At 61.9% G+C, this 23,915-nt stretch carries 24 protein-coding genes; 17 read left to right on the top strand and 7 right to left on the bottom strand.

The annotated features are described in order from the left end of the window. Nucleotides 1-17: 17 nt before the first annotated feature. From hrcA to ACZ9HU_RS07995, 3 genes are all read left to right on the top strand, one after another. Nucleotides 18-1,076, top strand: a complete 1,059-nt coding sequence (gene hrcA / locus ACZ9HU_RS08005) for a heat-inducible transcriptional repressor HrcA (RefSeq protein ID WP_476104145.1) — start codon at nucleotides 18-20, stop codon at nucleotides 1,074-1,076. A 19-nt stretch (nucleotides 1,077-1,095) separates the two neighbouring features. Next, nucleotides 1,096-1,611: a nucleotide exchange factor GrpE gene (gene grpE, locus ACZ9HU_RS08000; RefSeq protein WP_476104144.1), complete on the top strand. Its 516-nt coding sequence runs from the start codon at nucleotides 1,096-1,098 to the stop codon at nucleotides 1,609-1,611. A gap of 76 nt (nucleotides 1,612-1,687) precedes the next feature. Next, complete coding sequence (locus ACZ9HU_RS07995) at nucleotides 1,688-1,948, top strand: hypothetical protein (protein ID WP_476104143.1); 261 nt, start codon at nucleotides 1,688-1,690, stop codon at nucleotides 1,946-1,948. A 60-nt stretch (nucleotides 1,949-2,008) separates the two neighbouring features. Here ACZ9HU_RS07995 and ACZ9HU_RS07990 read toward each other — a convergent pair whose 3' ends face one another. Then, nucleotides 2,009-2,497 (bottom strand): copper chaperone PCu(A)C, encoded by a 489-nt coding sequence (locus ACZ9HU_RS07990; RefSeq protein WP_476104142.1) that lies wholly within the window; start codon nucleotides 2,495-2,497, stop codon nucleotides 2,009-2,011. Nucleotides 2,498-2,905: 408 nt separating this feature from the next. Between ACZ9HU_RS07990 and dnaK the strand changes: the two genes are divergently transcribed. From dnaK to ACZ9HU_RS07945, 9 genes are all read left to right on the top strand, one after another. Further along, nucleotides 2,906-4,810: a molecular chaperone DnaK gene (gene dnaK, locus ACZ9HU_RS07985; protein WP_476104141.1), complete on the top strand. Its 1,905-nt coding sequence runs from the start codon at nucleotides 2,906-2,908 to the stop codon at nucleotides 4,808-4,810. Nucleotides 4,811-4,870: 60 nt separating this feature from the next. Continuing rightward, nucleotides 4,871-6,010, top strand: coding sequence for a molecular chaperone DnaJ (gene dnaJ, locus ACZ9HU_RS07980; RefSeq protein ID WP_476104140.1), 1,140 nt, complete (start codon nucleotides 4,871-4,873; stop codon nucleotides 6,008-6,010). Between the two features lie 289 nt (nucleotides 6,011-6,299). After that, on the top strand, nucleotides 6,300-7,676 hold the full coding sequence (gene radA, locus ACZ9HU_RS07975; protein ID WP_476104139.1) for a DNA repair protein RadA: 1,377 nt from the start codon (nucleotides 6,300-6,302) through the stop codon (nucleotides 7,674-7,676). Nucleotides 7,677-7,688: 12 nt separating this feature from the next. Beyond that, on the top strand, nucleotides 7,689-8,285 hold the full coding sequence (locus ACZ9HU_RS07970; protein ID WP_476104138.1) for a CvpA family protein: 597 nt from the start codon (nucleotides 7,689-7,691) through the stop codon (nucleotides 8,283-8,285). Between the two features lies 1 nt (nucleotide 8,286). Further along, on the top strand, nucleotides 8,287-8,733 hold the full coding sequence (locus tag ACZ9HU_RS07965; RefSeq protein WP_476104137.1) for an iron-sulfur cluster assembly scaffold protein: 447 nt from the start codon (nucleotides 8,287-8,289) through the stop codon (nucleotides 8,731-8,733). A gap of 101 nt (nucleotides 8,734-8,834) precedes the next feature. Then, nucleotides 8,835-9,416: a polyhydroxyalkanoate synthesis repressor PhaR gene (phaR, locus tag ACZ9HU_RS07960; protein WP_476104136.1), complete on the top strand. Its 582-nt coding sequence runs from the start codon at nucleotides 8,835-8,837 to the stop codon at nucleotides 9,414-9,416. Between the two features lie 134 nt (nucleotides 9,417-9,550). After that, the gene (proS, locus tag ACZ9HU_RS07955) at nucleotides 9,551-11,113 is read left to right on the top strand and encodes a proline--tRNA ligase (protein ID WP_476104135.1); all 1,563 of its coding nucleotides are present in this window, start codon (nucleotides 9,551-9,553) and stop codon (nucleotides 11,111-11,113) included. Between the two features lie 111 nt (nucleotides 11,114-11,224). Then, nucleotides 11,225-12,541 (top strand): M20/M25/M40 family metallo-hydrolase, encoded by a 1,317-nt coding sequence (locus ACZ9HU_RS07950; protein ID WP_476104134.1) that lies wholly within the window; start codon nucleotides 11,225-11,227, stop codon nucleotides 12,539-12,541. A gap of 123 nt (nucleotides 12,542-12,664) precedes the next feature. Next, nucleotides 12,665-14,929, top strand: coding sequence for a ribonuclease R family protein (locus tag ACZ9HU_RS07945; protein ID WP_476104200.1), 2,265 nt, complete (start codon nucleotides 12,665-12,667; stop codon nucleotides 14,927-14,929). On the opposite strand, the gene ACZ9HU_RS07940 is transcribed toward ACZ9HU_RS07945, so the two are convergent. Beyond that, nucleotides 14,930-15,385: a universal stress protein gene (locus ACZ9HU_RS07940; protein WP_476104133.1), complete on the bottom strand. Its 456-nt coding sequence runs from the start codon at nucleotides 15,383-15,385 to the stop codon at nucleotides 14,930-14,932. A 219-nt stretch (nucleotides 15,386-15,604) separates the two neighbouring features. On the opposite strand from ACZ9HU_RS07940, the gene ACZ9HU_RS07935 reads away from it, so the two are divergent. The 4 genes from ACZ9HU_RS07935 to ACZ9HU_RS07920 all read left to right on the top strand — a co-directional run bounded on the left by ACZ9HU_RS07935 (nucleotide 15,605) and on the right by ACZ9HU_RS07920 (nucleotide 19,228). Further along, nucleotides 15,605-16,885, top strand: coding sequence for a pyruvate dehydrogenase complex dihydrolipoamide acetyltransferase (locus ACZ9HU_RS07935; protein WP_476104132.1), 1,281 nt, complete (start codon nucleotides 15,605-15,607; stop codon nucleotides 16,883-16,885). A gap of 55 nt (nucleotides 16,886-16,940) precedes the next feature. After that, nucleotides 16,941-17,276 (top strand): acyl-CoA thioesterase, encoded by a 336-nt coding sequence (locus ACZ9HU_RS07930; RefSeq protein ID WP_420540983.1) that lies wholly within the window; start codon nucleotides 16,941-16,943, stop codon nucleotides 17,274-17,276. Nucleotides 17,277-17,281: 5 nt separating this feature from the next. Beyond that, entirely contained in the window at nucleotides 17,282-18,694 is a 1,413-nt protein-coding gene (lpdA, locus tag ACZ9HU_RS07925; protein WP_476104131.1) for a dihydrolipoyl dehydrogenase, read from the top strand. A gap of 138 nt (nucleotides 18,695-18,832) precedes the next feature. After that, entirely contained in the window at nucleotides 18,833-19,228 is a 396-nt protein-coding gene (locus ACZ9HU_RS07920; protein WP_476104130.1) for a hypothetical protein, read from the top strand. Nucleotides 19,229-19,235: 7 nt separating this feature from the next. On the opposite strand, the gene ACZ9HU_RS07915 is transcribed toward ACZ9HU_RS07920, so the two are convergent. The 5 genes from ACZ9HU_RS07915 to ACZ9HU_RS07895 all read right to left on the bottom strand — a co-directional run bounded on the left by ACZ9HU_RS07915 (nucleotide 19,236) and on the right by ACZ9HU_RS07895 (nucleotide 22,750). Continuing rightward, on the bottom strand, nucleotides 19,236-19,565 hold the full coding sequence (locus tag ACZ9HU_RS07915; protein WP_476104199.1) for a PilZ domain-containing protein: 330 nt from the start codon (nucleotides 19,563-19,565) through the stop codon (nucleotides 19,236-19,238). Nucleotides 19,566-19,688: 123 nt separating this feature from the next. Then, nucleotides 19,689-20,381: an LrgB family protein gene (locus ACZ9HU_RS07910; RefSeq protein ID WP_476104129.1), complete on the bottom strand. Its 693-nt coding sequence runs from the start codon at nucleotides 20,379-20,381 to the stop codon at nucleotides 19,689-19,691. Continuing rightward, entirely contained in the window at nucleotides 20,374-20,730 is a 357-nt protein-coding gene (locus tag ACZ9HU_RS07905; protein ID WP_476104128.1) for a CidA/LrgA family protein, read from the bottom strand. The genes ACZ9HU_RS07910 and ACZ9HU_RS07905 overlap by 8 nt, the downstream gene beginning before the upstream one ends. Further along, nucleotides 20,727-22,067, bottom strand: coding sequence for a sensor histidine kinase (locus ACZ9HU_RS07900; protein WP_476104127.1), 1,341 nt, complete (start codon nucleotides 22,065-22,067; stop codon nucleotides 20,727-20,729). Before ACZ9HU_RS07900 ends, ACZ9HU_RS07905 begins: the two co-directional genes overlap by 4 nt. Continuing rightward, entirely contained in the window at nucleotides 22,064-22,750 is a 687-nt protein-coding gene (locus ACZ9HU_RS07895; protein WP_476104126.1) for a response regulator transcription factor, read from the bottom strand. The genes ACZ9HU_RS07900 and ACZ9HU_RS07895 overlap by 4 nt, the downstream gene beginning before the upstream one ends. Nucleotides 22,751-22,755: 5 nt before the next feature. Between ACZ9HU_RS07895 and ACZ9HU_RS07890 the strand changes: the two genes are divergently transcribed. Then, nucleotides 22,756-23,913 (top strand): efflux RND transporter periplasmic adaptor subunit, encoded by a 1,158-nt coding sequence (locus ACZ9HU_RS07890; RefSeq protein ID WP_476104125.1) that lies wholly within the window; start codon nucleotides 22,756-22,758, stop codon nucleotides 23,911-23,913. Nucleotides 23,914-23,915 lie beyond the last annotated feature (2 nt).

Here is a 23,915-nt window from a genome sequence, read left to right as displayed (position 1 = left end):
CGCCCAATAAGATGCCAATGGCTCAAAATCCCGCCTCTGTCCTCTCGTTTCCGGAGATTACCGGGCGCGCGCGCGAAGTGTTTCGGCAAGTGGTCGAGGCTTATCTGCATTCCGGCCAGCCGGTCGGGTCCAAGACGCTGGCCGGGGGCGGGGCGCTTAACCTTTCGCCCGCCTCGATCCGCAGCGTTCTGGCCGATCTTGAAGGGTTGGGGCTTCTGTCGCACCCGCACACCAGCGCCGGCCGGATGCCGACCGAGCAGGGGCTGCGCCTGTTTGTCGATGGCATGATGCAGGTGCGCGAACCCAGCCTTGAGGAACGCGCCGCGATTGAGCGCTCGCTCCATCAACCCGGCCCGATCGAGGCGGCTCTGGCCGCAACCAGCGCGGCGCTGTCGGACATGTCGGCCTGTGCGGGCGTGGTCATGGTGCCCCAGCGCGAGCCGCGCCTGATCCAGATGAACCTTGTCCCCCTGTCGCCGGGGCGCGCTCTGGCGATTCTGGTGGGTGAGGATGGCGGGATCGAAAACCGCATTCTGGCCCTGCCCGAAAGCATCGGGGCGGGGGCGCTGGAGGCGGCGTCGAATTACATCACGGCCCATCTGGGCGGGCGGACCTTGGGCGAAGCGGCCCGCGCGATGCAGGTCGAAATCACCAGCGGGCGCAGCGCTTTGGACGCGGCCAGCGCCGATCTGGTCCAGCGCGGCCTTGCCGTATGGAGCGAGGATGCGGCCAACCGTCCCGTTTTGATTGTGCGTGGACAGGCCAATCTGTTGGACGAGGCGGCGCTGTCCGATCTGGACCGGGTGCGATCTTTGCTGGACGATCTGGAAAACAAACAATCGGTGGCCGAATTGCTGGACCGCGCCAAAGAAGGCGACGCCACGCGCATCTTTATAGGCAGCGAGAACCGGCTTTTTGCACTTTCCGGCTCATCGGTTATTGCATCTCCCTATAGAGATCGCGATGGGCGGGTCATTGGTGTTGTGGGGGTAATCGGGCCGACGCGGTTGAATTATGCGCGTCTCGTCCCCATGGTGGATTTCACGGCCCAGTCGTTGGGCAAGTTGATCGGTTGAAACTGGAATAATCGGAAAAATGACGGAAGAAACTACGCAGGGGCAGAACGAAGCCGGTGACGATCTGGCAACGCGCATCGCTCAACTCGAAAATGATCTGGAAGCGGCTCGTAACGACGTCCTTTACGCCCGCGCCGACACGCAGAATGTGCGTCGCCGTCTGGAAAAGGACATCGCCGACGCGCGCGCTTATGCCAGCACGTCCTTTGCCCGCGATATTTTGAGCGTGGCCGATAACCTGTCGCGCGCGCTCGACGCCATTCCCGCCGACCTGCGCGAGGATGAGCGGTTGAAGGCTCTGCTGGCCGGGATCGAGGCGACGGGCCGCGAATTGGACAAAGTGTTTGGTCAGCATGGCATCCAGAAGGTTGCCGCGCAGGGCCTTCCGCTGGACCCCAATCAGCATCAGGCCATGATCGAAGTGCCCCATGATGCCGAACCGGGCACCGTGATCCAGGTGCTTCAGCATGGCTATACGATCAAGGATCGCCTGCTGCGTCCGGCCATGGTGGCCGTGGCCAAGAAGCCGGAATAGGCATCTCTTGCGCGGGGCGGATGGAACATTCCTCCGCCTCAGTCCTTTCCCTGAGTAACGAGGAAAGGAGGCATGTATGCGCAAGGCAATGATGATGTCGATTGTGGTGGGCGCCCTGATGATGACGGGCGGCTGTGCCAGCAATTATGGCGGTGAAGGCGCTTTGGCCGGTGCCGGTGTAGGCGCGGTTGTGGCCGGGGTTGCCGGCGGCGACGTGGCAACGGGCGCGGCCATCGGTGCGGCGGCGGGCGGCGTGGCCGGTTCGACCGTTCGCAAGGATGGCGGATGCTATCGTACCGACCGCTATGGCCGCGAATACCGCGTGCGCTGCCGCTGATACGACGGCGCGCGCAGGAAAAGGGCCGCTAGCCGGATTGGCTGGCGGCCCTTTTCGCGTTTACATCTTGGAATGATCCATGCCCGCCATGTCGCCAACCATGCCGGGGCTTTCGATTTTCAGCGTCGAGGTGATCTTGCGCCCATCGGAAAAGACCAGCGTGACATCGGTTGTGCCGCCCGGTTGCAATTCGGGCGAAACGCCAAAGACCATCGCATGTTTGCCGCCCGGCCCGAATGCGACGCTTTGCCCCGATCCAATGTCCAGCTTGGGCACGGCCTCCATAATGCCGTCCTGCGTCACATGCATTTCCGCCTTGCCCGCATGGGCCACCTCAACCCCGGTCAGCGTGGCGACAGCGCCGCTCTGATTGGAGACGGTGAAATAGGCCGCCGCCGGATTGCCTTTGACCGCAGGCAGGACAAGGCGGCCGCTGTTAACCAAAACGCCATCGGTGGCCGACAGGCTGACGGGGGGCTGGGCCTTTTTTTCCCCCCCGCACGCGCCAAGCGCGATTGTGAGACAGAGGGCCAGAGCTGGTTTTTTCATCCTGCGGCATTCCTTGGTGTCGATTGCGGTGTTGGCAAAGGGCCAAATGGTCTTGCGCGCCGGATAGGATATGCGCGCCTTGAAAGATTGAAATTAGGTGCTTTCGCGTCTTATTCCAAGCATGACAGTGTTTACAACGGTGTAAATGCCGATGTTCACAGCGGTTTGGTGGTGGTTGTCACGGATCGATCACATCGCGTGATTGCTTCCTATTGGCCATGATCCATCACAAATTTGACTGGTAAAATGAACCCCGACCGGGGATGAAGTGAAACAACAGGCCCCAAGGCCCTTGTTAGCCGCAAAACCCCACCTATATGCCGCCAAGTCAAACGAGCCATCGAGCCGCTTTGCCGGATTTCCGGGGAGCCAAGGGGTGGTGTCACACTGGACTTAGGGATCTGAGATATGGGTAAAGTAATTGGTATTGACCTTGGCACCACCAACAGCTGCGTTGCGGTGATGGATGGGGGCAAGCCCAAGGTCATCGAAAATTCGGAAGGTGCGCGCACCACGCCGTCGATCGTCGCCTTCACCAAGGATGGTGAACGCCTGATCGGCCAGCCTGCAAAGCGTCAGGCGGTGACCAACCCCGACAACACGATTTTCGCGGTAAAGCGTCTGATCGGCCGTCGTTTTGAAGATCCCATGACCCAGAAGGACATGGAACTGGTTCCCTATCAGATCGCCAAGGGCAAGAATGGCGATGCGTGGGTTGCAGCCGGTGGCACCGATTATTCGCCGTCGCAGATTTCGGCTTTTACCCTTCAGAAGATGAAGGAAACGGCCGAATCCTATCTGGGCGAAACCGTGACGCAGGCCGTCATCACCGTCCCCGCCTATTTCAACGACGCCCAGCGTCAGGCCACCAAGGACGCGGGTCAGATCGCTGGCCTTGAAGTGCTGCGCATCATCAACGAGCCGACCGCGGCGGCTCTGGCCTATGGTCTGGACAAGAATGATGGCAAGACCATCGCTGTATATGACCTTGGCGGCGGCACGTTCGACGTGTCGATCCTGGAAATCGGCGACGGCGTGTTTGAAGTGAAGTCGACCAACGGCGACACCTTCCTTGGCGGTGAAGATTTCGACACCAAGCTGGTCGAATATCTGGCCGACAAGTTCAAGGCGAAGGAAGGTCTGGACCTCAAGACCGACCGTCTGGCTTTGCAGCGTCTGAAGGAAGCGGCTGAAAAGGCGAAGATCGAACTTTCGTCGGCGCAGACCACCGAAATCAACCTGCCCTTCATCACCGCGCGTATGGAAGGCGGCGCGACGACCCCGCTGCATCTGGTCGAAACGATCACCCGTTCGGATCTGGAACGCATGGTGGCCGATCTGATCGCCCGCACGATGGAACCCTGCCGCAAGGCGATGCAGGATGCCGGCGTGACGGCGGCCCAGATCGACGACGTGGTTCTGGTGGGCGGTATGACCCGCATGCCCAAGGTGCGCGAAGCCGTGAAGGAATTCTTCGGCAAGGAACCGCACACTGGCGTGAACCCGGACGAAGTCGTGGCCATGGGCGCCGCCATTCAGGCGGGCGTGCTTCAGGGCGACGTCAAGGACGTGCTGCTGCTCGACGTGACCCCGCTCTCGCTGGGCATTGAAACGCTGGGCGGCGTGTTCACCCGCATGATCGACCGCAACACCACGATCCCGACCAAGAAGTCGCAGGTCTTCTCGACCGCTGATGACAATCAGCAGGCCGTGACCATCCGCGTGTTCCAGGGCGAGCGTGAAATGGCGGCGGACAACAAGATCCTGGGCCAGTTCGACCTGATCGGCATTCCGCCGGCCCGTCGCGGCGTGCCCCAGATCGAGGTGACCTTCGACATCGACGCCAACGGCATCGTGAACGTGTCCGCCAAGGACAAGGGCACCGGCAAGGAGCAGCAGATCAAGATCCAGGCCAGCGGCGGCCTTTCGGACAATGACATCGATCAGATGGTCAAGGATGCCGAAAAGTTCGCCGAAGAGGACAAGAAGCGTCGTGAATCGGCCGAGGCCAAGAACAACGCCGACAGCCTCGTGCACGCCACCGAGCAGCAGCTGGCCGAAAATGGCGACAAGATCGATGCCGGTCTGAAGGCTGAAATCGAAGCCGCCATTGCCGAAGCCAAGACCGCGATCGAAAGCAATGATCCGGCCGAAATGACCGCCAAGACACAGGCTCTGACCGAGAAGGCCATGAAGATGGGTCAGGCGATCTATGAGAAGGAACAGGCTGCTGCGGCCTCGCCGGGCGCCGCTCCGGCTCAGGACGATGTGGTCGACGCCGAGTTCTCGGAAGTGGACGACAAGAAGGCCTGATGTTGCGATGAAAGAGGCCCGCTCTGAACGGGGCGGGCCTCTCTTCAGGGGAAATGTGCAATGTCGGCTGAAATCGACTATTACGAATTGCTGGAGGTTTCGCGGGACGCCAATGAGGCCACGCTGAAATCTTCCTATCGCAAGCTGGCGATGAAATTTCACCCGGACCGCAACCCCGGTTGCAAGGAGTCCGAGGCCAAGTTCAAGCAGATCAGCGAAGCCTATGATTGCCTGAAGGACCCGCAAAAGCGTGCAGCCTATGACCGTTTCGGCCATGCGGCGTTTCAGCAGGGCGGCGCGGGCGCTGGTGGCGGTTTCCACGGCGGCGGTGATTTCGGCGATATCGGCGATATTTTCGAAAGCATCTTCGGCAATGCCTTCGGCGGTGGCGGCGGTGGTCGTCAACAGGCGCGTCGCGGCGCGGACCTGCGCTATGATCTGGAAATCGGGCTGGAAGACGCGTTTCACGGCAAGACCGTGGAAATCGAGGTCGAAGTGGCGACGGGTTGTGAACCTTGCGCCGGTTCGGGCGCGGAACCCGGCACGGGCAAGCGCCGCTGCAACCTTTGCGGCGGGCATGGCAAGGTGCGGGCGCAGCAGGGCTTCTTCATGGTCGAGCGCACGTGCCCGACCTGTCATGGCCGGGGCGAGGTGATCGAGAAGCCTTGCAAGAGGTGCCATGGCGAAGGTCGCGTCGACAAGCGTCAGAAGCTGGAAGTCGCGATCCCCAAGGGCGTCGACAATGGCAACCGCATCCGGCTTCAGGGCAAGGGTGAGGCGGGGCCGAATGGCTCGCCGGCGGGGGATCTCTATATCTTCCTGCACATTAAGCGCCATGCGGTGTTTGATCGCGAAAGCACGACGCTGCTGACCCGTGCGCCGATCAGCTTCACGACGGCGGCGCTGGGCGGCCAGATCGAGATCCCCGGTTTGGATGGCGTCAGGCACGTCATCGACATTCCCGCAGGCATCCAGACCGGCAAGCAATTGCGCAAGCGCGGGGCCGGTATGCCGGTTCTGAACGGGCGCGGCATGGGCGATATGGTGGTCGAAGTGGCGGTGGAAACGCCGACCAAGCTTTCGGCCCGCCAGAAGGAATTGCTGCGCGAGTTTCAGGGGACCGAGACGGGCGATGAATGCCCGGAGGCCAAGGGCTTCTTTGATCGGTTGAAGAATGTCTGGAGCGATTTGACGGAGTGACGGTTGGGGGTTTTTGCCTCCGGTGGGCAAAGGGACTTATCCCTTTGCAATCCCGTTACTGTATAGGTTGCGTTGTTGTTTCGGCCGTTTGTGTCGGGCGCGGCGTTGGAAATATTAAAGCCTGCGGCGCAGCTTAATAGCGCCGCAGGCTTTTATTTTTATAAGGTGCGCTACGCGGCGATGAATGCCCCACCCATTTATGGGATTGCAAAGGGATGAATCCCTTTGCCCGCCGGAGGCAAAACTTCCCTTCTTGATTTCCCCTTTTGTTCTCCCTACGATGTGTCTCATGGCCAAACCGAAACGTCGCTTCGTCTGCTCTTCCTGTGGCAGTGTTACCAACCGTTGGCAGGGGCAATGTGCCGATTGCGGCGAATGGAACACGCTGGGCGAAGAGGCGCCGCAGACGGTTTTTTCGGCCAAGCATGATTTGTCGAGCGGCGGGCGGGCGATCCTGTTTGAGCCGCTGGACAAGGCCGATGACAAGCTGGTGCGGCGCAGCACGGGGATTGCCGAATTTGACCGGGCGCTGGGCGGCGGGTTGGTGCCGGGCAGCGCGATTTTGATGGGCGGCGATCCGGGGATTGGCAAATCGACCTTGCTGTTACAGGCCAGTGCCAAGGTGGCGCAGGCGGGTGGGCTTGCCGTTTATATCAGCGGCGAGGAAGCGCCCGGACAGATCCGATTGCGCGCGGAACGTCTGGGTCTGCAGAGCGCGCCGATCCGGCTGGCCAGTTCGACATCGGTGCGTGACATCCTGACCACGCTGGGGGGGATGGAGGCGCCTGCGATTCTGGTGATCGATTCGATCCAGTGCATGCATTCCGATCAGATCGAGGGCGCGCCCGGCACGGTCAGTCAGGTGCGCGGCTGTGCCTTTGAACTGATCCGCTATGCCAAGGAAAATGGCGCGGCGCTGGTGTTGGTGGGCCATGTGACCAAGGATGGCAGCATTGCCGGCCCCCGCGTGCTGGAGCATATGGTCGATGTCGTCATGGCGTTCGAGGGCGAGCGCAGCCATCAATATCGCATTCTGCGCAACCTGAAAAACCGCTTTGGCCCGGTCGATGAAATCGGCGTTTTCGCCATGGCGACCAAGGGGCTGGAAGAGGTTTCGAACCCGTCGATGCTGTTCCTTTCGGGGCGCGAAAACCCGGTTCCGGGCAGCGCGGTTTTTACCGCCATTGAGGGGACGCGCCCAGTTCTGGTCGAAATTCAGGCGTTGATTGTACGCTTGCAATCGGGCGCGACACCGCGGCGGGCGGTGGTGGGCTGGGACAATGGGCGTCTGGCCATGCTGCTGGCCGTGCTGGAGGCGCGATGCGGGCTGAATTTTTCGTCCTGCGAAGTCTATTTGAATGTCGCGGGTGGCTATCGTCTGGCCGATCCGGCCGCTGATCTGGCGGTGGCGGCGGCGTTGGTTTCGGCCTTGGCGGATAAGCCTCTACCCGCGCGATCGGTGTGGTTTGGCGAAGTGTCGCTGGCCGGTGAAATTCGCCCGGTGGCCCATGGCGGGTTGCGTTTGCGCGAAGCGGCCAAGCTGGGCTTTTCGCAAGCCTATGGGCCGGAGGAAAGCGGCGGGCCCGGTGATCCGGTTGCCGATATGAAGCATCGCGTGATCAATCTCCTGCCAAATCTCGTTGACCGCATCGTGGGGGACGAATAACCCCATGAACCTATGACCGGATTTGATATTCTTGTGCTTGTGGTGGTGGGCTTTGCGGCCACCTTTGGTTTCCTGCGCGGTTTTGTGCAGGAGGCGATTTCGCTTTTCGCCGGTGTGGTGGCGATTGTGGCGATCCATTCCTTGCACACGCCTTTGGCGCAGGTGCTCACGCCGCATATCGGCACCGAAAGCGGGGCCAGTGTTCTGGCCTTTTTCCTGTTGTTGATCGTGCCTTATGTGCTGGTAAAGGGCGTGGCGAAATATCTGGGGACGGCCAGCCGTGCCTCTGCTCTTGCACCGGTGGACCGGGTGTTGGGCTTCGGCTTTGGCGCGGTAAAGGGTACGTTGATCATCGTGCTGGGCTATTCGGTTCTGGTGCTGGCCTATGACACGATCTGGGGGCCAAAGGGGCGTCCGGGCTGGATCACGCATTCGCGTACCTATAATTTCATCGACGCCAGCAGCGAGGCCTTGGTGAAGATGATTTCGCAGCGCCGCCGCGACGCCGCCGAAGAACGCGCCAAGGAGGATGACGAACCCGTCGCCAAACCCACCACCAAAGCGTCGAGCCACGCGGCCAAGCGCAAAGTGCATCGAACGGTCGATTGATATGGCATCCGTTGCCGCGCTTTATACGCCCGAAGTGCTGATGCTGGCGACCGGGTTGGTGCAATATCGGTGGGACGACCAATTCATGCTGCAAGGCGCGGCGCGTTCGCCCAGTTGCGGCAGCACGTTGAAGGTCGGGATTGATCTTGACGGCGATGGGCGGATCGAACGGATCGGGCTTGCCGCGCAGGCATGTGCCATCGGTCAGGCATCCAGCGCGATCATGGCCCATGCCGCCATCGGGCGCAGCATGGATGATTTTGTGCAGGCCGAAAGCGCTTTGTTGCGCTGGTTGGGTGGAGAAGGGGACTTGCCTGATTGGCCGGGTCTTTTGGCCATTGCGCCCGCGCGCGAATTTCCCGGTCGCCATGGCGCGATCATGCTGGGTTGGCGCGCAGTTCTGCAGGCCTATGCCAACGGCAGGAACGACGCAGCCGCGATCCTATAAATGCAATTGTGACAAACCACTGCCGCGCAGCAGCAATATGTTGCACTGCACCTCTATCCGGTGTTAGCCTGCACTATAACTCTGGGAGAAGAGAAGCGCGCATGACCGATAAGGCAGAAGGCAAGAGCGATACGGTTATCATCAAAAAATACGCTAACCGTCGTCTCTATAATACCCAGTCGTCGAGCTATATCACGCTGGATCACCTGTCCAAGATGACGCGCGAGGGCGTGGAATTCCGTGTGCTGGACGCAAAGTCGGGCGCTGATATCACGCACCAGATCCTGACCCAGATCATCATGGAGGAAGAAGCCAGCGGCGAGCAGATGCTGCCGGTGAATTTTCTGCGCCAGTTGATCGGCATGTATGGCAATTCGATGCAGAGCCTTATCCCGCATTATCTCGAAGCCAGCATGGAGCAGTTCCGCGCCAACCAGATGAAGCTGCGCAAGGCGTTTGAGGACAGCATCGAGAGCAATCCGCTGGCCCGATTGGCCCAGCAGAATATTGCGATGTTTCAGGCCGCCGCCGCCGCTTTCATGCCCGGCGCAGAAGGGGGCGCGCCCAAGCCGGCCGAAACGCCGCGTGAGGCCGAAGAGGACGTCGGCACCAAGTCGGAGATCGATGCGCTGCGCAATCAGATGCTTGAAATGCAGAAGATGCTGGACAAGCTGGCCAAGTAAGCGATTTTGCGTGGCCCGGCATCGGCTGGGCCGCGCCATTAATGGAACCACGGCGCATCATTTTTGGCATGCGCACAGTTTTTTGCAAAAAACCGGTTCCCGTTTTTCGGCGCCTTGCTTAAACGCAGCGCGCCATGAATCAGAAAACGCAAAAGCCCGCCCAGATCCGCCACGCCCTTACCGTCAAGCGTGAGGATGATTTCGCCGCCTGGTATCAGCAGGTTGTCTCCGAAGGTGAGATGGCCGAGGAAAGCGGCGTGCGCGGCTGCATGGTCATCAAGCCGTGGGGCTATGGCATTTGGGAGCGCATCCAAAAGATCATGGACGCCGCGATCAAAGAGGCGGGCGTCGACAATTGCTATTTCCCGCTGTTCATCCCGCTGAGCTATTTTTCCAAGGAAGCCGATCACGTTGAAGGCTTTGCCAAGGAAATGGCGGTCGTCACCCATCACCGCCTGATTGCCGATGGCAAGGGCGGCTTGATGCCCGACCCCGAAGCCAAGCTGGAAGAGCCGCTGATCGTGCGCCCGACCTCGGAAACGGTGATCGGCGCGGCGATGGCGCGCTGGGTGCAATCGTGGCGCGATTTGCCGCTGATGGTGAACCAGTGGGCGAATGTCGTGCGCTGGGAAATGCGCACCCGCATGTTCCTGCGCACCAGCGAGTTCCTGTGGCAGGAAGGCCATACCGCCCATGCAGACCGCGATGACGCGATGAAGGAAACGCTGCGCGCGCTCGAAATGTATCGCAGCTTTGCGGAAAACGTGCTGGCCATGCCGGTGGTGGCGGGCGAAAAGCCGGAGAACGAACGCTTCCCCGGCGCGGTCGCAACCTATTCCATCGAGGCGATGATGCAGGACGGCAAGGCGTTGCAGGCCGGGACCAGCCATTATCTTGGCACCGGTTTCGCCGAGGCAGCGGGCATCCGTTACCAAAGCAAGGAAGGCGCGCAGGAACTGGCGCATACGACCAGCTGGGGCGTGTCGACCCGCATGATCGGTGGCGTCATTATGACCCATGGCGATGATGACGGGTTGCGCGTTCCCCCCGCAATTGCCCCGCATCAGATCATCATCTTGCCCATGCTGCGCGAGGACGATGGCGATGAGGCGCTGCTGGCCTATTGCGAGGAAATTCGCCGCGAATTGCTCAAGCTCTCGGCTCTGGGCGAACCGATCCGCGTGTTGCTCGACAAGCGTCCCGGCAAGGCGACTCAAAAGCGCTGGGCTTGGGTCAAGAAGGGCGCGCCGATCATTCTGGAAATCGGCGGGCGCGATGCGGCGGGCGGCATGGTTTCGGCCCTGCGCCGTGATCAGATCTGGCGCGAGGATGCCAAGACCAATTTCGTGGGCCAGACCCGCGAGGAATTCATCGCCGGTGCCGCGGCGCTGCTGGAGGATATTCAGGCCAGCCTGCACCGCGAGGCGACCGAAAAGCGAGACGCCAATATCACGCGGGGCCTGACCACGCTGGAACAGCTTGCCGAGTTCTTCAGCGAGGATAAGCGTTACCCCGGTTGGGTCGAGCTGAACTGGAGCCGCCCCACCGGCGCGGCGCTGGACAAGGTGGTTGAACAGCTCAAGGCGCTGAAGCTGACCATCCGCAACACCGCGCTCGACGCTGCGCCTGCGCAAGGGCTTTGCCCCTTCACCGGCGAGGCGGCAGTGGAACGGATCTACGTCGCTCGTTCCTACTGATCGACGTTGACACAATCAGGCGGCGGCGTGGGTTTCTGCGCCGCCGCTTTGCGTTTGAACTACGTTGGTTGACCACTTGCGGATCGGGCGCGGCGTGGCACATTCGCGCCCATGCTTCGTTACACGCTCCTTGCTGCAGCCCTGCTGCCCGCCGCCGCCATTGCGCAACCCAAGTCACCCGATGCGCCTTCGCCTCAACGCTTGCGCGCGACCGTGGCATCACTGGTCGGGTTCGGAACGCGCCACACGCTCTCCTCGCAGGATGATCCCAAACGCGGGATCGGCGCGGCGCGCACTTGGGCAGGGGAACAGTTCCGCCAGATCAGCGCGCAATGCGGCGGATGCCTTTCCATCGAATTGCCCGAACGTATGGTGACCAGCGCTCGCATTCCGACGCCGGCGCGTCTGGTCAATGTGGTGGCCATTCAAAAGGGCACCGAGCGCCCCGATGAGGTGACCATCATTCAGGCCCATATCGATACGCGCGTGTCCGATGTGATGAATGCCACCGCCGATGCGCCGGGCGCCAATGACGATGGTTCGGGCGTCGCCTTGGTGCTGGAGGCGGCGCGCATCATGTCCAAACGCAAATTCCCGACCACCGTTGTTTACGCCATCCTGTCCGGCGAGGAGCAGGGATTGCTCGGCGGGCGTCTGCTGGCCGATGTGGCGGCGGATCGCGGGTGGAAAGTGAAGGCCGTGCTCAACAATGACATTGTGGGCAACACACGCGGTTCCGATGGTCTGGTCGACGATACCCATATTCGCGTTTTCTCCGAAGGGCCGCGCGCCAATGCCGACGCGAAACTGACCGCCGCCCAACGCCGCGAAGGGGGCGAGAATGACAGCCCCAGCCGCAATCTCTCACGCTTTATCGCGGGGCTTTCGGCGCGGGATCTGGCGGTGCGACAGGTGTGGCGCGCGGATCGGGTGGGGCGCGGGGGCGATCATCTGCCCTTTGAGGAGAAGGGTTTTCCCGCTGTGCGCATCACCGTGGCCGTTGAAAATTACGACCATCAGCATCAGGACATCCGCCGCGAAGGGGCAACCCAATATGGCGACACGATCGAATTCATGGACTTCCCCTATCTGGCCCGCGTGACCGCGCTCAACATCCGCGCGGCCAGTGCGATTGCGGCGGCCCCCATGCCGCCGACCGTGACGCAAAAGATTGCCGTTTCGCCCGATACCGACCTCAAATGGAACGCCATACCGGGCGCGGCGTCTTACTTGATCTGGCGCCGACGTACCGATGCGTCCGGGTGGGAGGCCAAGCCCTTTGCCACCACGCGGGACACGGTCATGACGTTCAAGGGGTTGCGCGGGGACGACTGGTTTCTGGGCGTGTCGGCGGTCGGAGGCAATGGCGCGCAAAGCCCGATTGCCAGCGCGCTTCCGGGCGGATCGTATGAAAGGGTCAAACCCTGACGCTTGTATTGAGCGCGCTTTGGGGCCAAGGCGTGATCCATGGCCTTTGACAAACGAACCTCTCGCAAGCCCGGCAAACTGACGATCCGCAGCAAGGACGCCCGTGGCAAGATTGAACCCGGCATGCCCACGCGCCATCAGGTGCTGGAATTCATCGCCGAGGCGCAGGAAGAAGTGGGCAAGCGCGAGATTGCCAAGGCGTTTGGCCTCAAGGGGGCCGAAAAGATCGAACTCAAGGCCCTGCTCAAGGATATGGCCGAGGAAGGTTTGATTGACGGCAATCGCACCGCCTATCACCGCATGGGCGGCGTGCCCAAGGTTACGGTGCTGCGTGTGATCGGGATTGAGGATGGCTTGCCCATCGCGGTTCCCGACAAATGGGAGCCTGATGATGCCAGCCCTCCGCCGCGCCTGACCGTGGTGGAACAGCGCGTGGCGCAGAAAAAAGGCCCGCAGATGCGCGGTGTTGGCGCGCTGAAACCGGGTGACAAGATTCTCAGCCGGACCGAGGAAACCGCCGAAGGCATGGTGGCCTTCCCCATGAAGAAGCTGCCCAATTCGGCCGAAGCCATCATGGGCGTGGTCGAGATTGATGGCGCGGGCAAAGGGTGGCTGGCGCCGGTTGATAAACGTGAGCGCCATGCCGCGCCGATTGCCGATCTGAACGGCGCGGTCGAAGGGCAATTGGTCATGGCCGAACCCGCCGGACGTAGCCCCCGCGCAGGTGTGCGCGTGACGGTCGTGCTGGGCGATCCGTTGGCGCCCAAGAGCTTCAGCCTGATTGCCATCCACAAGCACGGCCTGCCGCATGTCTTCTCCAGCGAGGTGATCGGCGAGGCGCAGGCTTCGTCGCGTCAACCGCTGAGCCGGGATCAGCGCGAGGATCTGACGCATCTGCCCATCGTTGCCATCGACCCGGTGGATGCGCGCGACCATGACGATGCGATCTGGGCCGAACCGGATGGCGAGGGTGGCTGGCGCGCCGTGGTGGCGATTGCCGACGTGTCCTTCTATGTCCGCCCCGGCGGCGCGCTGGATCGTGAGGCGCGCAAGCGGGGCAATTCGGTCTATTTCCCCGACCGCGTGGTGCCGATGTTGCCCGAAGTTTTGTCGGCCGATGTCTGCTCGCTCAAGGCTGGCGCGCCGCGTGCGGCCATGGCGTGCCACATGACGATTGACGCCGAGGGGCGGATGACTTCCTTCCGCTTTACCCGCGCCATTGTGCAGATCGCCGAAGTCATCGCCTATGAGGAAGCCCAGCGCCGCATCGACGCGGGTGAGGCCGAGGCGCATCTGGTCAACCTGTGGGGCGCGTGGAAGGCGCTGGCCCATGCGCGCACCAGCCGCGATCCGCTCGAACTCGATCTGCCCGAACGGCGCGTGGTTCTGGATGAAATGGGGCGCGTGGCGCAGGTTGCCCTGCGTGAACGATTGGACGCGCATCGCGTGGTCGAAGATTTCATGATTGCGGCCAATGTCGCGGCGGCCAAGGCGTTGGAAAGCAAGACCGCCCCGGTGGTTTATCGCATCCACGAACCGCCAAACCGCGAAAAGCTGATTGCTCTCAAGGATTATCTGGCCACGTTTGAACGCAAGCTGGCGCTGGGTCAGGTGATCACGCCCGCGCTGTTCAACCGCATGCTGAAAAGCATCGAGGACGATGTTGAAAAGGCGCTGATCATGGAGGCCGTTTTGCGCAGCCAGACGCAGGCCTATTATGGGCCGCGCAATGCGGGGCACTTTGGCCTGTCGCTGGGGTCCTATGCCCATTTCACCTCACCCATTCGACGCTATTCGGACTTGCTGGTCCATCGCGCTCTGGTCGATGCGTTCCATTTGGAACAGCCGGCGCCTGGTGGCGATCTGCCCGCGCTGTCGGGGCTGCATGGCCGGGATCGTTCGGATCTGGCGCGGATTTGCGATGCGATTTCCACCGCCGAACGCCGTGCGATGGAGGCCGAGCGCGAGACGGTCGATCGCTATGTTGCGGCATGGCTCTCGACCCATGTGGGCGATGTTTTCGATTGCCGCATCACCGGGGTTCAGCGCTTTGGCCTGTTCGCCACGATTCTTGGGTTGGGCGGCGATGGGCTGGTGCCGATTTCGGTGCTGGGCGATGAACGGTTCCACCATGACGAGCGCGCGCAAGTGTTGCGTGGCGAATCGACTGGCACGACCTTTGCCATTGGCGATCGTCTGCGGCTGCGTCTGGCCGAGGCCAATGCCTTGACCGGCGCGTTGAAGTTCGAACCCGAAGACGGGCAGGGCCGTATCGAAAGGCGCGGCGTCCCCTTGCCCGACAAGGCGGGGATGAAACGTCGCGGCAGCCATCTGGTCGGCAAGCGCGGCCGCCCGGCCAACATCCGCCATCAGGGCAAAAAGCGGTGATTAACTGAGGCGGTCGATTTCCGCCTCATCCATTCCGCCCGGAACGATGAACAGCGGGCAGGACAGGGCGCCAAGGCCTGTATCGGTAAAATGGCCGATCAGCGGCCCCTGTCCACCGCCCGCCGGTGCGCCCAGAACAAGGGCGGCCACTTCGCTGTGCTGCGCCAGATATTCGCGCACAACCTTGACCGGGTCGCCCGACGCAACCGTAATTACGGGCATATGGCCCGATTGGGACAGAACGCTGCCGGCGGCCGATGCGGCGATGGTTTCGGCGCGGGCGCGGGCTTCTTCCTCGATTGTCGCCTGAATTCCGCCAAAGGCCGAAAAGGGCTGGGGCGGGACAAGCGCGAGAATATGCACCTGTCCCTGCGTCTTGATCGCGCGGCGGGTGGCAAAACGCAGCGCCACGCGCGCCTCATCGCTTTCGTCCACGATCACCAAATAGACACGCATCGCATATTTCCTCTGAGCGCATGTTTGCGCTTACCACGCAGATGGCATAAACCGAAACCGCGCGCAAATTTGCTGCTTCCCAAAGGTCAAAGGGGGCATAAGATTTGTGGGTTAAGCTATCAAGCACATTCCTATTCGGTGCAAGCATCTTGCCGATTGCGACAATCCCCGGCAGAAGCAGACCGATTCTAAAATTAGCCATAAGGACGAGAAGCCCTCATGCCGATCTCGATCAAGATGCCCGCTTTGTCTCCAACCATGGAGCAGGGGAAACTGGCCCGTTGGCTGGTTAAAGTTGGTGATACTGTCAGTGCTGGCGATATCATGGCCGAGATTGAAACCGATAAGGCTACAATGGAATTCGAAGCGGTGGACGAAGGCACGATTGTGGCCATCGAAATCGCCGAAGGCACCGACAATGTGAAGGTCGGGACCGTGATTGCCCAGCTGGCCGGTGAAGGTGAAGATGCCTCGGCCCCGGTTGCCGCGCCTGCTGCTGCTCCTGCCGCGCCCGCTGCGGCGGCTCCGGCACCTGTTGCCGCGGCGCCCGCCCCGGTTGCTGCGGCCCCGGTCAAGACCGGCGATCGCGTCGTTGCCTCGCCTCTGGCCAAGCGTATTGCGGCGCAAAAGGGCGTCGATCTGTCGGGCGTCAAGGGTTCCGGCCCGAACGGCCGCATCGTCAAGGCCGACGTTGAAGGCGCACAGCCCGGCGCGGCGGCACCTGTTGCGGCCGCGGCTCCGGCTGCTGCGCCCGCACCCGTTGCGGCTCCGGCTCCCTCGGCGCCTGCCGCTCTGCCCGACTTTGGCATCCCGCACGAGGATCTGCCGCTCTCGACGATGCGCAAGACGATTGCGCGCCGCCTGACCGAATCGAAGCAGCAGGTTCCGCATATCTACCTCACGGTCGATGTCCGCCTCGATGCGCTGCTCAAGTTGCGTGCTGAATTGAACTCGGCCTTGACGGGCCGCAAGGTGAAGCTGTCGGTCAACGACATGCTGATCAAGGCTCTGGGTGTTGCCCTGACGCAGGTTCCGCAGTGCAACGTGGCCTTTGCCGGTGACACGCTGCGTCAATACAGCCGCGCCGACGTGTCGGTGGCCGTATCGATCCCCAACGGTCTGATCACGCCCATCGTGACGGATGCCGCGGGCAAGGGTCTGGCCAAGATCAGCACCGAAATGGCCGACCTTGGCAAGCGCGCCAAGGAAGGCAAGCTGGCCCCGACCGAGTTTATCGGCGGCACCGCCAGCCTGTCGAACATGGGCATGATGGGCATCAAGCAGTTCGAAGCCGTCATCAACCCGCCCCAGGGCATGATCATGGCCATTGGCGCGGGTGAAAAGCGCCCCTGGGTGCTGGAAGACGGCAGCCTGGGCGTGGCCACGGCCATGTGCGCCACGGGCAGCTTTGACCACCGCGCCATCGACGGCGCCGATGGTGCGCAGCTGATGGCGGCCTTCCGCGAACTGGTCGAAAATCCGCTGGGCCTGCTGGCCTGAGATGGAGGCCTTGACCCTGCGCCCCGCCACTGAGCCGGTCATCCGGGTCACCGCGATGCCCGCCGATGCCAACGCCTATGGCGACATCTTCGGCGGGTGGCTGCTGTGTCAAATGGATATGGGGGCAGGGTTGCTGGCCGCGCGCCATTCGCGCGGCCGGGCCGTGACCATCGCGATGGACGGCGTCCAATTCCTCAAGCCGGTCAAGGTCGGCGACGAGGTTTCGGTCTATGGCGAAATCCGCAAGGTGGGTCGCTCTTCGATGACGATTGCCATCGAAGCATGGCGGCGTGACCGTTTTCAACACGAGGCGCAAAAGGTGACCGAAGCGGTTTTCACCTTTGTCGCCGTCGATGACGCCGGGCGGCCCCGCCCGGTGGTTCAGGAGTAAACAACGTGGCTGAACAGTATGATGTGATTGTTCTGGGTTCGGGCCCCGGTGGCTATGTCGCGGCGATCCGCGCGGCCCAACTGGGCCTCAAGACCGCGATTGTCGAACGCGAAAATCTGGGCGGGATCTGCCTCAACTGGGGCTGTATCCCGACCAAGGCCCTGCTGCGCAGCGCCGAAGTGTTCCACCAGATGCAGCATGCCAAGGCCTATGGTCTGTCGGCCACGGGCGTTGCGGCTGATCTGGCCGCAGTGGTTGCCCGTTCGCGCGGCGTGGCCAAGCAGTTGAATCAGGGCGTTACGCATCTGATGAAGAAGAACAAGGTCACGGTCCACATGGGCACGGGCAAGCTGCTGGCTCCCGGCAAGCTGGAAGTGACGGGCGACAAGGGCGTTGAAACCCTGACCGCCAAGCATATCATTGTGGCGACCGGAGCGCGTGCGCGCGATCTGCCTTTTGCGCCTGCCGATGGCAACCGCATCTGGACCTATCGCCATGCAATGACGCCCAAGGAAATGCCGACCAAGCTGCTGGTCATCGGATCGGGCGCGATCGGCATTGAATTTGCCAGCTTCTACAACGATCTGGGTGCGGACGTCACGGTCGTCGAAATGGCCGACCGCATCGTGCCTGCCGAGGACGCCGACGTTTCGGCCTTCCTTGAAAAGTCGCTGACCAAGCAGGGCTTCAAGATCCGCACCAAGACGGGCCTGGAAGGTCTGGTCGCCGATGCCAAGGGCGTGAAGGCCAAGATCAAGGCCCCCGATGGCAAGGTGACCGAGGAAGAGTTCAGCCATGTGATCGTGGCCGTGGGCGTTGTCGCCAACACCGAGAACATCGGGCTGGAAACGCTGGGCATCCCGACCGATCGCGGTATCATCAACACCGACCCCTATGGCCGCACCAACGTCAAGGGCGTCTGGGCCATTGGCGACGTGACGCCCGGACCGTGGCTGGCCCACAAGGCCAGCCATGAGGGTGTGACGGCGGCCGAAGCCATCGCCAAGGAACTGGGCAACAAGGATGTGCATCCGCACGCTCTGGACCGCCGCAATATTCCGGGCTGCACCTATTGCCACCCGCAGGTGGCCAGCGTCGGCCTGACTGAGGCCAAGGCCAAGGAAGCCGGTTATACCCTCAAGGTCGGCAATTTCCCCTTCATCGGCAATGGCAAGGCCATCGCTCTGGGCGAGCCGGAAGGTTTCATCAAGACGGTGTTCGACGCCAAGACCGGCGAATTGCTGGGCGCGCATATGATCGGCGCGGAAGTGACCGAGCTCATTCAGGGCTATGTGGTCGGCAAGACGCTGGAAACCACCGAGCAGGAATTGATGAACACGGTCTTCCCGCATCCGACCCTGTCGGAAATGATGCATGAGGCAACGCTGGCCGCCTATGGCCGTGCGCTCCACATCTGATCTTTGCCGCGCAGATGGAATGAATAGGGGCGGGGGGCGAAAGTCTCCCGCCCTTTTTCAATGCTTCCTGAAATGCAAGCTGGGGTTATCTGCGCATTAACCATTGATCGCTATCCCCAAACTGACGGGGGAAAAGCGATGTTGAGTCTATTGGGATCATTAGGTTCGATGCTGCGCAATGTGTTTGCGCTGAGTTTTGCCGCGATTTGCGGTCTGTCATCGATGTTGTTGAATGTTCAACAGATTTCGGATCTAGCCTGGAACTCCGCCGGGGGGGCGGTGCTGGTGCTGGTGTTGATCGCGATGGGCTTGATCGCCGGATTTGTGATTCTGGTCTATTTCCTGCGCGAAAAGGGCAGGAAGGAACGCGCAAGATTGGCGTTGCTGGATGAGGATCGTGGCGAGGATTTCGATCCCGATATGATCATCGCACGCCATTTGGCCTATCGGGCCAGCGCGGCCATGCCGCCCAGGGTGCATCGTCCAGCGCCGCAAAGGCCCCGCAATGCACCCGCAAGTTTTGGCCGCAAGTAATTGTGATTTAACGAAGAAGACGCGTAATATGTTCAAACACCGCCGCATGCAACGGCGATGCAAAGGCGCAGCCGATCGCACCATCCTTTTGCCAGACGATCCGTGCCGACAGGAGTTGCAGGCCCGGAATGCGGATGCGCAAAGGTTGCGAGGGGTCGCCCGGTCCATAACGGTTGATGCGAAAGCCGCCGGGCGACAGTTCATCCAGCGTTACGCGTCGCCATTCGGCCATGCCTTGGCGAACTTCACAAACAGTGGAGATTTCAACGCGTTGATTGTCTTCGCGCCCGCCTTGACCGCCGGGGCGTGATTTTCCAAAACCTTGATAATTTTGCATATTCACGAAAAACATGCCTCCTTTGATGCGCTGAATCCTAGAGATAAAAAGTTAACAGGCCGACAAGGTTTTTGCGCGCCGGGGCAAGGATGCAACGGTTTTGAATTCAATTCGTCCGGTTTTTCAAACGTGAAACCACCACAATGCCACCGGCGTCAGCGCCAGATTGAGCAGGCCTGTCAGGACCATGGACAGGCCTGCGATTGCGCCGGCATGGGGGTGTGCGGTTTGAATTTGCGCCGTGCCGATGGCATGGGCGGTCACGCCCACCATCGCGCCCTGTGCCGTCGGGTTGCGCGGGCGTGAATGTTGAATGGCGATTTCGCCCAACAAGGCACCCAAAATGCCGGTTGCGATGACAAAGACGGCGGTTAATTCAGGAATTCCGCCAATCTGGCCCGAAACGGCCATGGCAAAGGGCGTGCTGATCGACCGGGGCAAGAGCGATAGGCGCAGCGTGCCGTCAATGCCCAAGGCGCCCGCCAAGGTCCATGCCGAGAGAATGGACGTGGCGCTGCCCGCAACCATTCCGGCGGCGAGGGGGCGCCAATATCGAGCGATCATCGCGCGTTGATCGTAAATCGGTATGGCAAAGGCCGTAACACTTGGCCCCAGCATCCAGAGCAGCCAGCCCGACCCGGCGCGATAGGCGGCATAGGGTATGTGAAACAGGATCAGGATGGTGGCGATCATTACTGGCGCGGTGATCAGCGGCATCAGCCACCACCGCGTCCAGCGCCTGTGGATCGATCGCGCACAGGCAAATGTGCCCAGCGTCAAGGTTGACCACATAGCGATAGCGACAGGGTCAACCATCGCCATAATCCTGACGTGCGACCATTTGCACCACCATCCCGGTTACGGCCATCACCATCAAAGTGCCGCAGACCACAACCAGCAGCAATTGGACGCCCAACATGCCGAAAAATTCGGGATGGTCGATGATCGCAGGCACCGCGGGCACGAAAAACAGCAGCATCCGCCCCAGCAAGGCCAGCGCGCCCTCTCGCAAATGTTCGGGGCGCAGCAGCCGAAAACGAAAGGCCAGCAATATCAGTCCAAGCCCAACCACGCTGCCGGGCAGGGGGGAGTAGGAAAGGCGTGCCAGCGCGTCGCCTGCACCATAAAAGGCAAGGATGGCAACGACTTGCAGGATGACCCTCATGCCAGTTCCGCCATCAGGCCGCCACCAGGCGTCGTCGAAAGCCGCAGCGTGAACCCATAGGCCTCGGCAATATCGCGGGCAATCGCAAGGCCTAGGCCGCTGCCGGGCATATGTTCGTCAAACCGACTGCCGATCTCACAGGCCTTGGCGATTTGCCCCTCGCTCATGCCCGGACCGTCATCGACCACGGTGATGCGCGGCCCTTGGGTGATGGACAGGACCACCTTGTGACGCGCCCATTTGCCCGCATTGTCCAGCAGATTGGACACAAGTTCGGACAGGTCAACCGGGTCAATGGCCATACGCACCGGTTCGGGGGCGTTGAGTTCAAACACGCGATCTGGGTGCAATTTGCGCATGGCCGACAACACGGGCAACAGCGCTTCGGGCAAATGGCTGATTTTCAGCGATGCCCTTGCGCCCGCCGCCGACCGGGTGCGGGCAAGGCGAAAGTCGATCTGTTGCACCATGACATGCGCCTGATCCAGCAAGGCACGCGCGGCCCTTTCGCTTTCAGGCTGGCGGGCCAGACGCTCTGCTTCGTCCGTAATGACGGCCAGAGGGGTGCGCAAACCATGGGCCAGATTGCCCGCCTCCACCCGCGCGCGTTCGATCACGGCCTCATTGCCCGCGATATAGGCGTTCAAGTCCTCGACCAGAGGCGCGATTTCGGCCGGATAGGCACCTTCGAGGCGGGCGCTGGTGCCTTCGCGCAATTGCCCGATGGCGGTGGCCAATCGGTTGAGCGGGCGCAGGCCGAACAGGACCACCGCATAGCCCGTGATCAGCAAAGCCGCCGCCAAAGCCGACAGCCACAGCGTCAATTCCCGCGTGAAATTGGCAATGGCATTGTCGAGATAGCGTTTGTCGACCGCGATCACATAATGAACGACGCGACCGTCGGGGGTAAAGCCGGTAAAGCCATAGGCGATCGTCTTGCCGGTTGGGCCATTGTCGATCGAATGGAAAATTTCGGGCGAATGGGCAATGTCCTCGTCAATCACGCCGCGCACCATGGATGCGGAATGGATGCGGTCGCCCTTGTGTACGGAAACCTGCCAGTAATAGCCCGACATCGGCTCCAGATAGCGTGGGTCGGACAGGGGGCGTGACAGCGATAGGTGGCTGTCCTTGGAAATATTCACCAATCCGGCCAGTTCGCGGACATGGCCGTAAAGCTCGTCGTGATATTGCGCCTCGATATGGCGGGTGAAAACCCGCGTCGCCGAATACCAGATGCCGCCGATGCCCAGCGCCACCCAGAACAGGATGGCCAGCAGGAAACGCAGGCGCAGGCTATGCGCGGCAAAACGGGCGGGGATCAGCATCCGCTTCATGCTTCGAACCTATAGCCAAGGCCGCGCAGGGTTTTGATCCGGGTGGCCCCCACCTTGCGGCGCAGGCGGCTGATCAAGACCTCGACCGCGTTGAGATCGCGTTCCGCGCCCAGATCATAGAGATGCTCAAGGATGTCGCCCTGCGCCAGAACCTGACCGGGGCGGCGCAGGAACAGTTGCAGCAGGCGAAACTCCTGTTTGGAAAGGGAAAGCGGCGCGCCATCGACCTCTGCATTGCGGCCAACCGGGTCCAGTCGAACCCCGCCCGCCTCGATCCATTGCGCCCTTTGCCCGCTGTGCCGCCGCAGTAATGCGTGAAGCCGCGCCAGCAGTTCTTCGAAACGCACAGGTTTCACCACGAAATCATCGGCGCCCGCGTTCAAGCCTTCGACCTTGTCCTGCCAACTGCCGCGCGCGGTCAGGATCAGTACCGGGCAATCCACCCGCCGCGCCCGCCAGTATCGCAACAGGTCCAGCCCATTGCCGTCGGGCAGTCCGAGGTCGAGGATGATCGCGGCAATCTTGTCCAGATCGGGCCACCCTTCGCCATCGGCCTGTGATCCGGCCACATCCACGGCAAAGCCCGCATCGCGCAGCCGATTACTCAGCCGGCTTGCCAACTCGCCGTCATCCTCGATCAACAACAGGCGCAAGCCCTTTGTCCCCATTTCCGTTTGCGTCATGTCTCATGGACCTGCCACACGAAACTGACAAGTTCCTGTCAGCTTCATGGGCCATGGCGACGCCCATGATGCCCAAAAACTCTCTGCTGGCGGCCTGTGCCGCGCTCGCCCTGCTTACCGCCTGTTCGCGCCAGAGCGAGGAGGCCGCGCCCGAAGCGCCTTCTCCCAAGGGCGACCTTGTGGCGCTGAGTGATGCGCAGGTGGGTCAGTTGGGCATTGTGGTGGAGGCCGCGATCGGCGATGCGCCCATCCCCTTGGCCAGCGTGCCGGGCACGGTTTCCCTGCCGCCCGAAGCGCGCGTGGCGGTAACGTCTCCCTTTGGCGGCACGGCGGTCCGGGTGCTGGTCATTCCGGGGCAGCAGGTGGCAAAGGGTGCGGTGCTGGGCGTCGTCAAGGCCGCCGAATCGGTGCAATACAGCGGCGCCATGGCGCGTTCTCAGGCCGAATTGCCCGTGGCACAGGCCAATGCGCAACGCCTGACCCAACTGGCGCGTGAAGGCGTCATTGCCCCATCACGCGCCGAGGAAGCGGTTGCCAATCTGCGCGCAGTTCAGGCGACGCTGGCGGAAAATCGGCGCTTGCTGGCGCTGGGCGGGGCCTCGCGCGATGGCACGGTGACGCTGCGTTCGCCGATTGCGGGGCGCGTGGCCAGTGTGGGCGTGGAAACCGGCGGCGCGGTCAGCACCGAGGGCGCGCCATTTGTCGTGGAAAATGTTGCGGCCCTGCGCCTTGACCTGCAATTGCCGCAAAGGCTGGCGGGCCAATTGTACCCCGGCATGCCGGTGGCGGTTGAACAGGATGGTCGGCGCGTAACGGGCAAATTGCTCTCGGTCGGCGCCTCGCTCGACCCGATATCGCGTTCATTGGTGGCGCGGGCCAGTGTGGCGGGCGATTCCGGCCTGATCCCCGGCAAGGGTGTGACGGCGATTATCGAGGCCCCCGCCGAAAAGGCCAAGGGTGTCAGCGTGCCTCGCAATGCCGTGGCCAATATCGATGGCAAGGATGTGGTCTTTGTCCGCGAGGGCAAGAATTTCCGCCGCCAGACCGTGACGGTCGCGGGTGAGAGCGGCGGGCGCATGGTGATCGGGGGCGGCCTGAACGCCAATGCCCAGGTGGTCACCAAAGGCGTGGCCGAACTCAAAGCCATTTTTACAGGGGCCTGAGC

This window comes from Novosphingobium sp. Sphag1I (genome assembly GCF_056279125.1).
The sequence above is the reverse complement of the archived record's forward strand: the minus strand, read 5'-3'. Positions and strand labels throughout refer to the sequence as shown.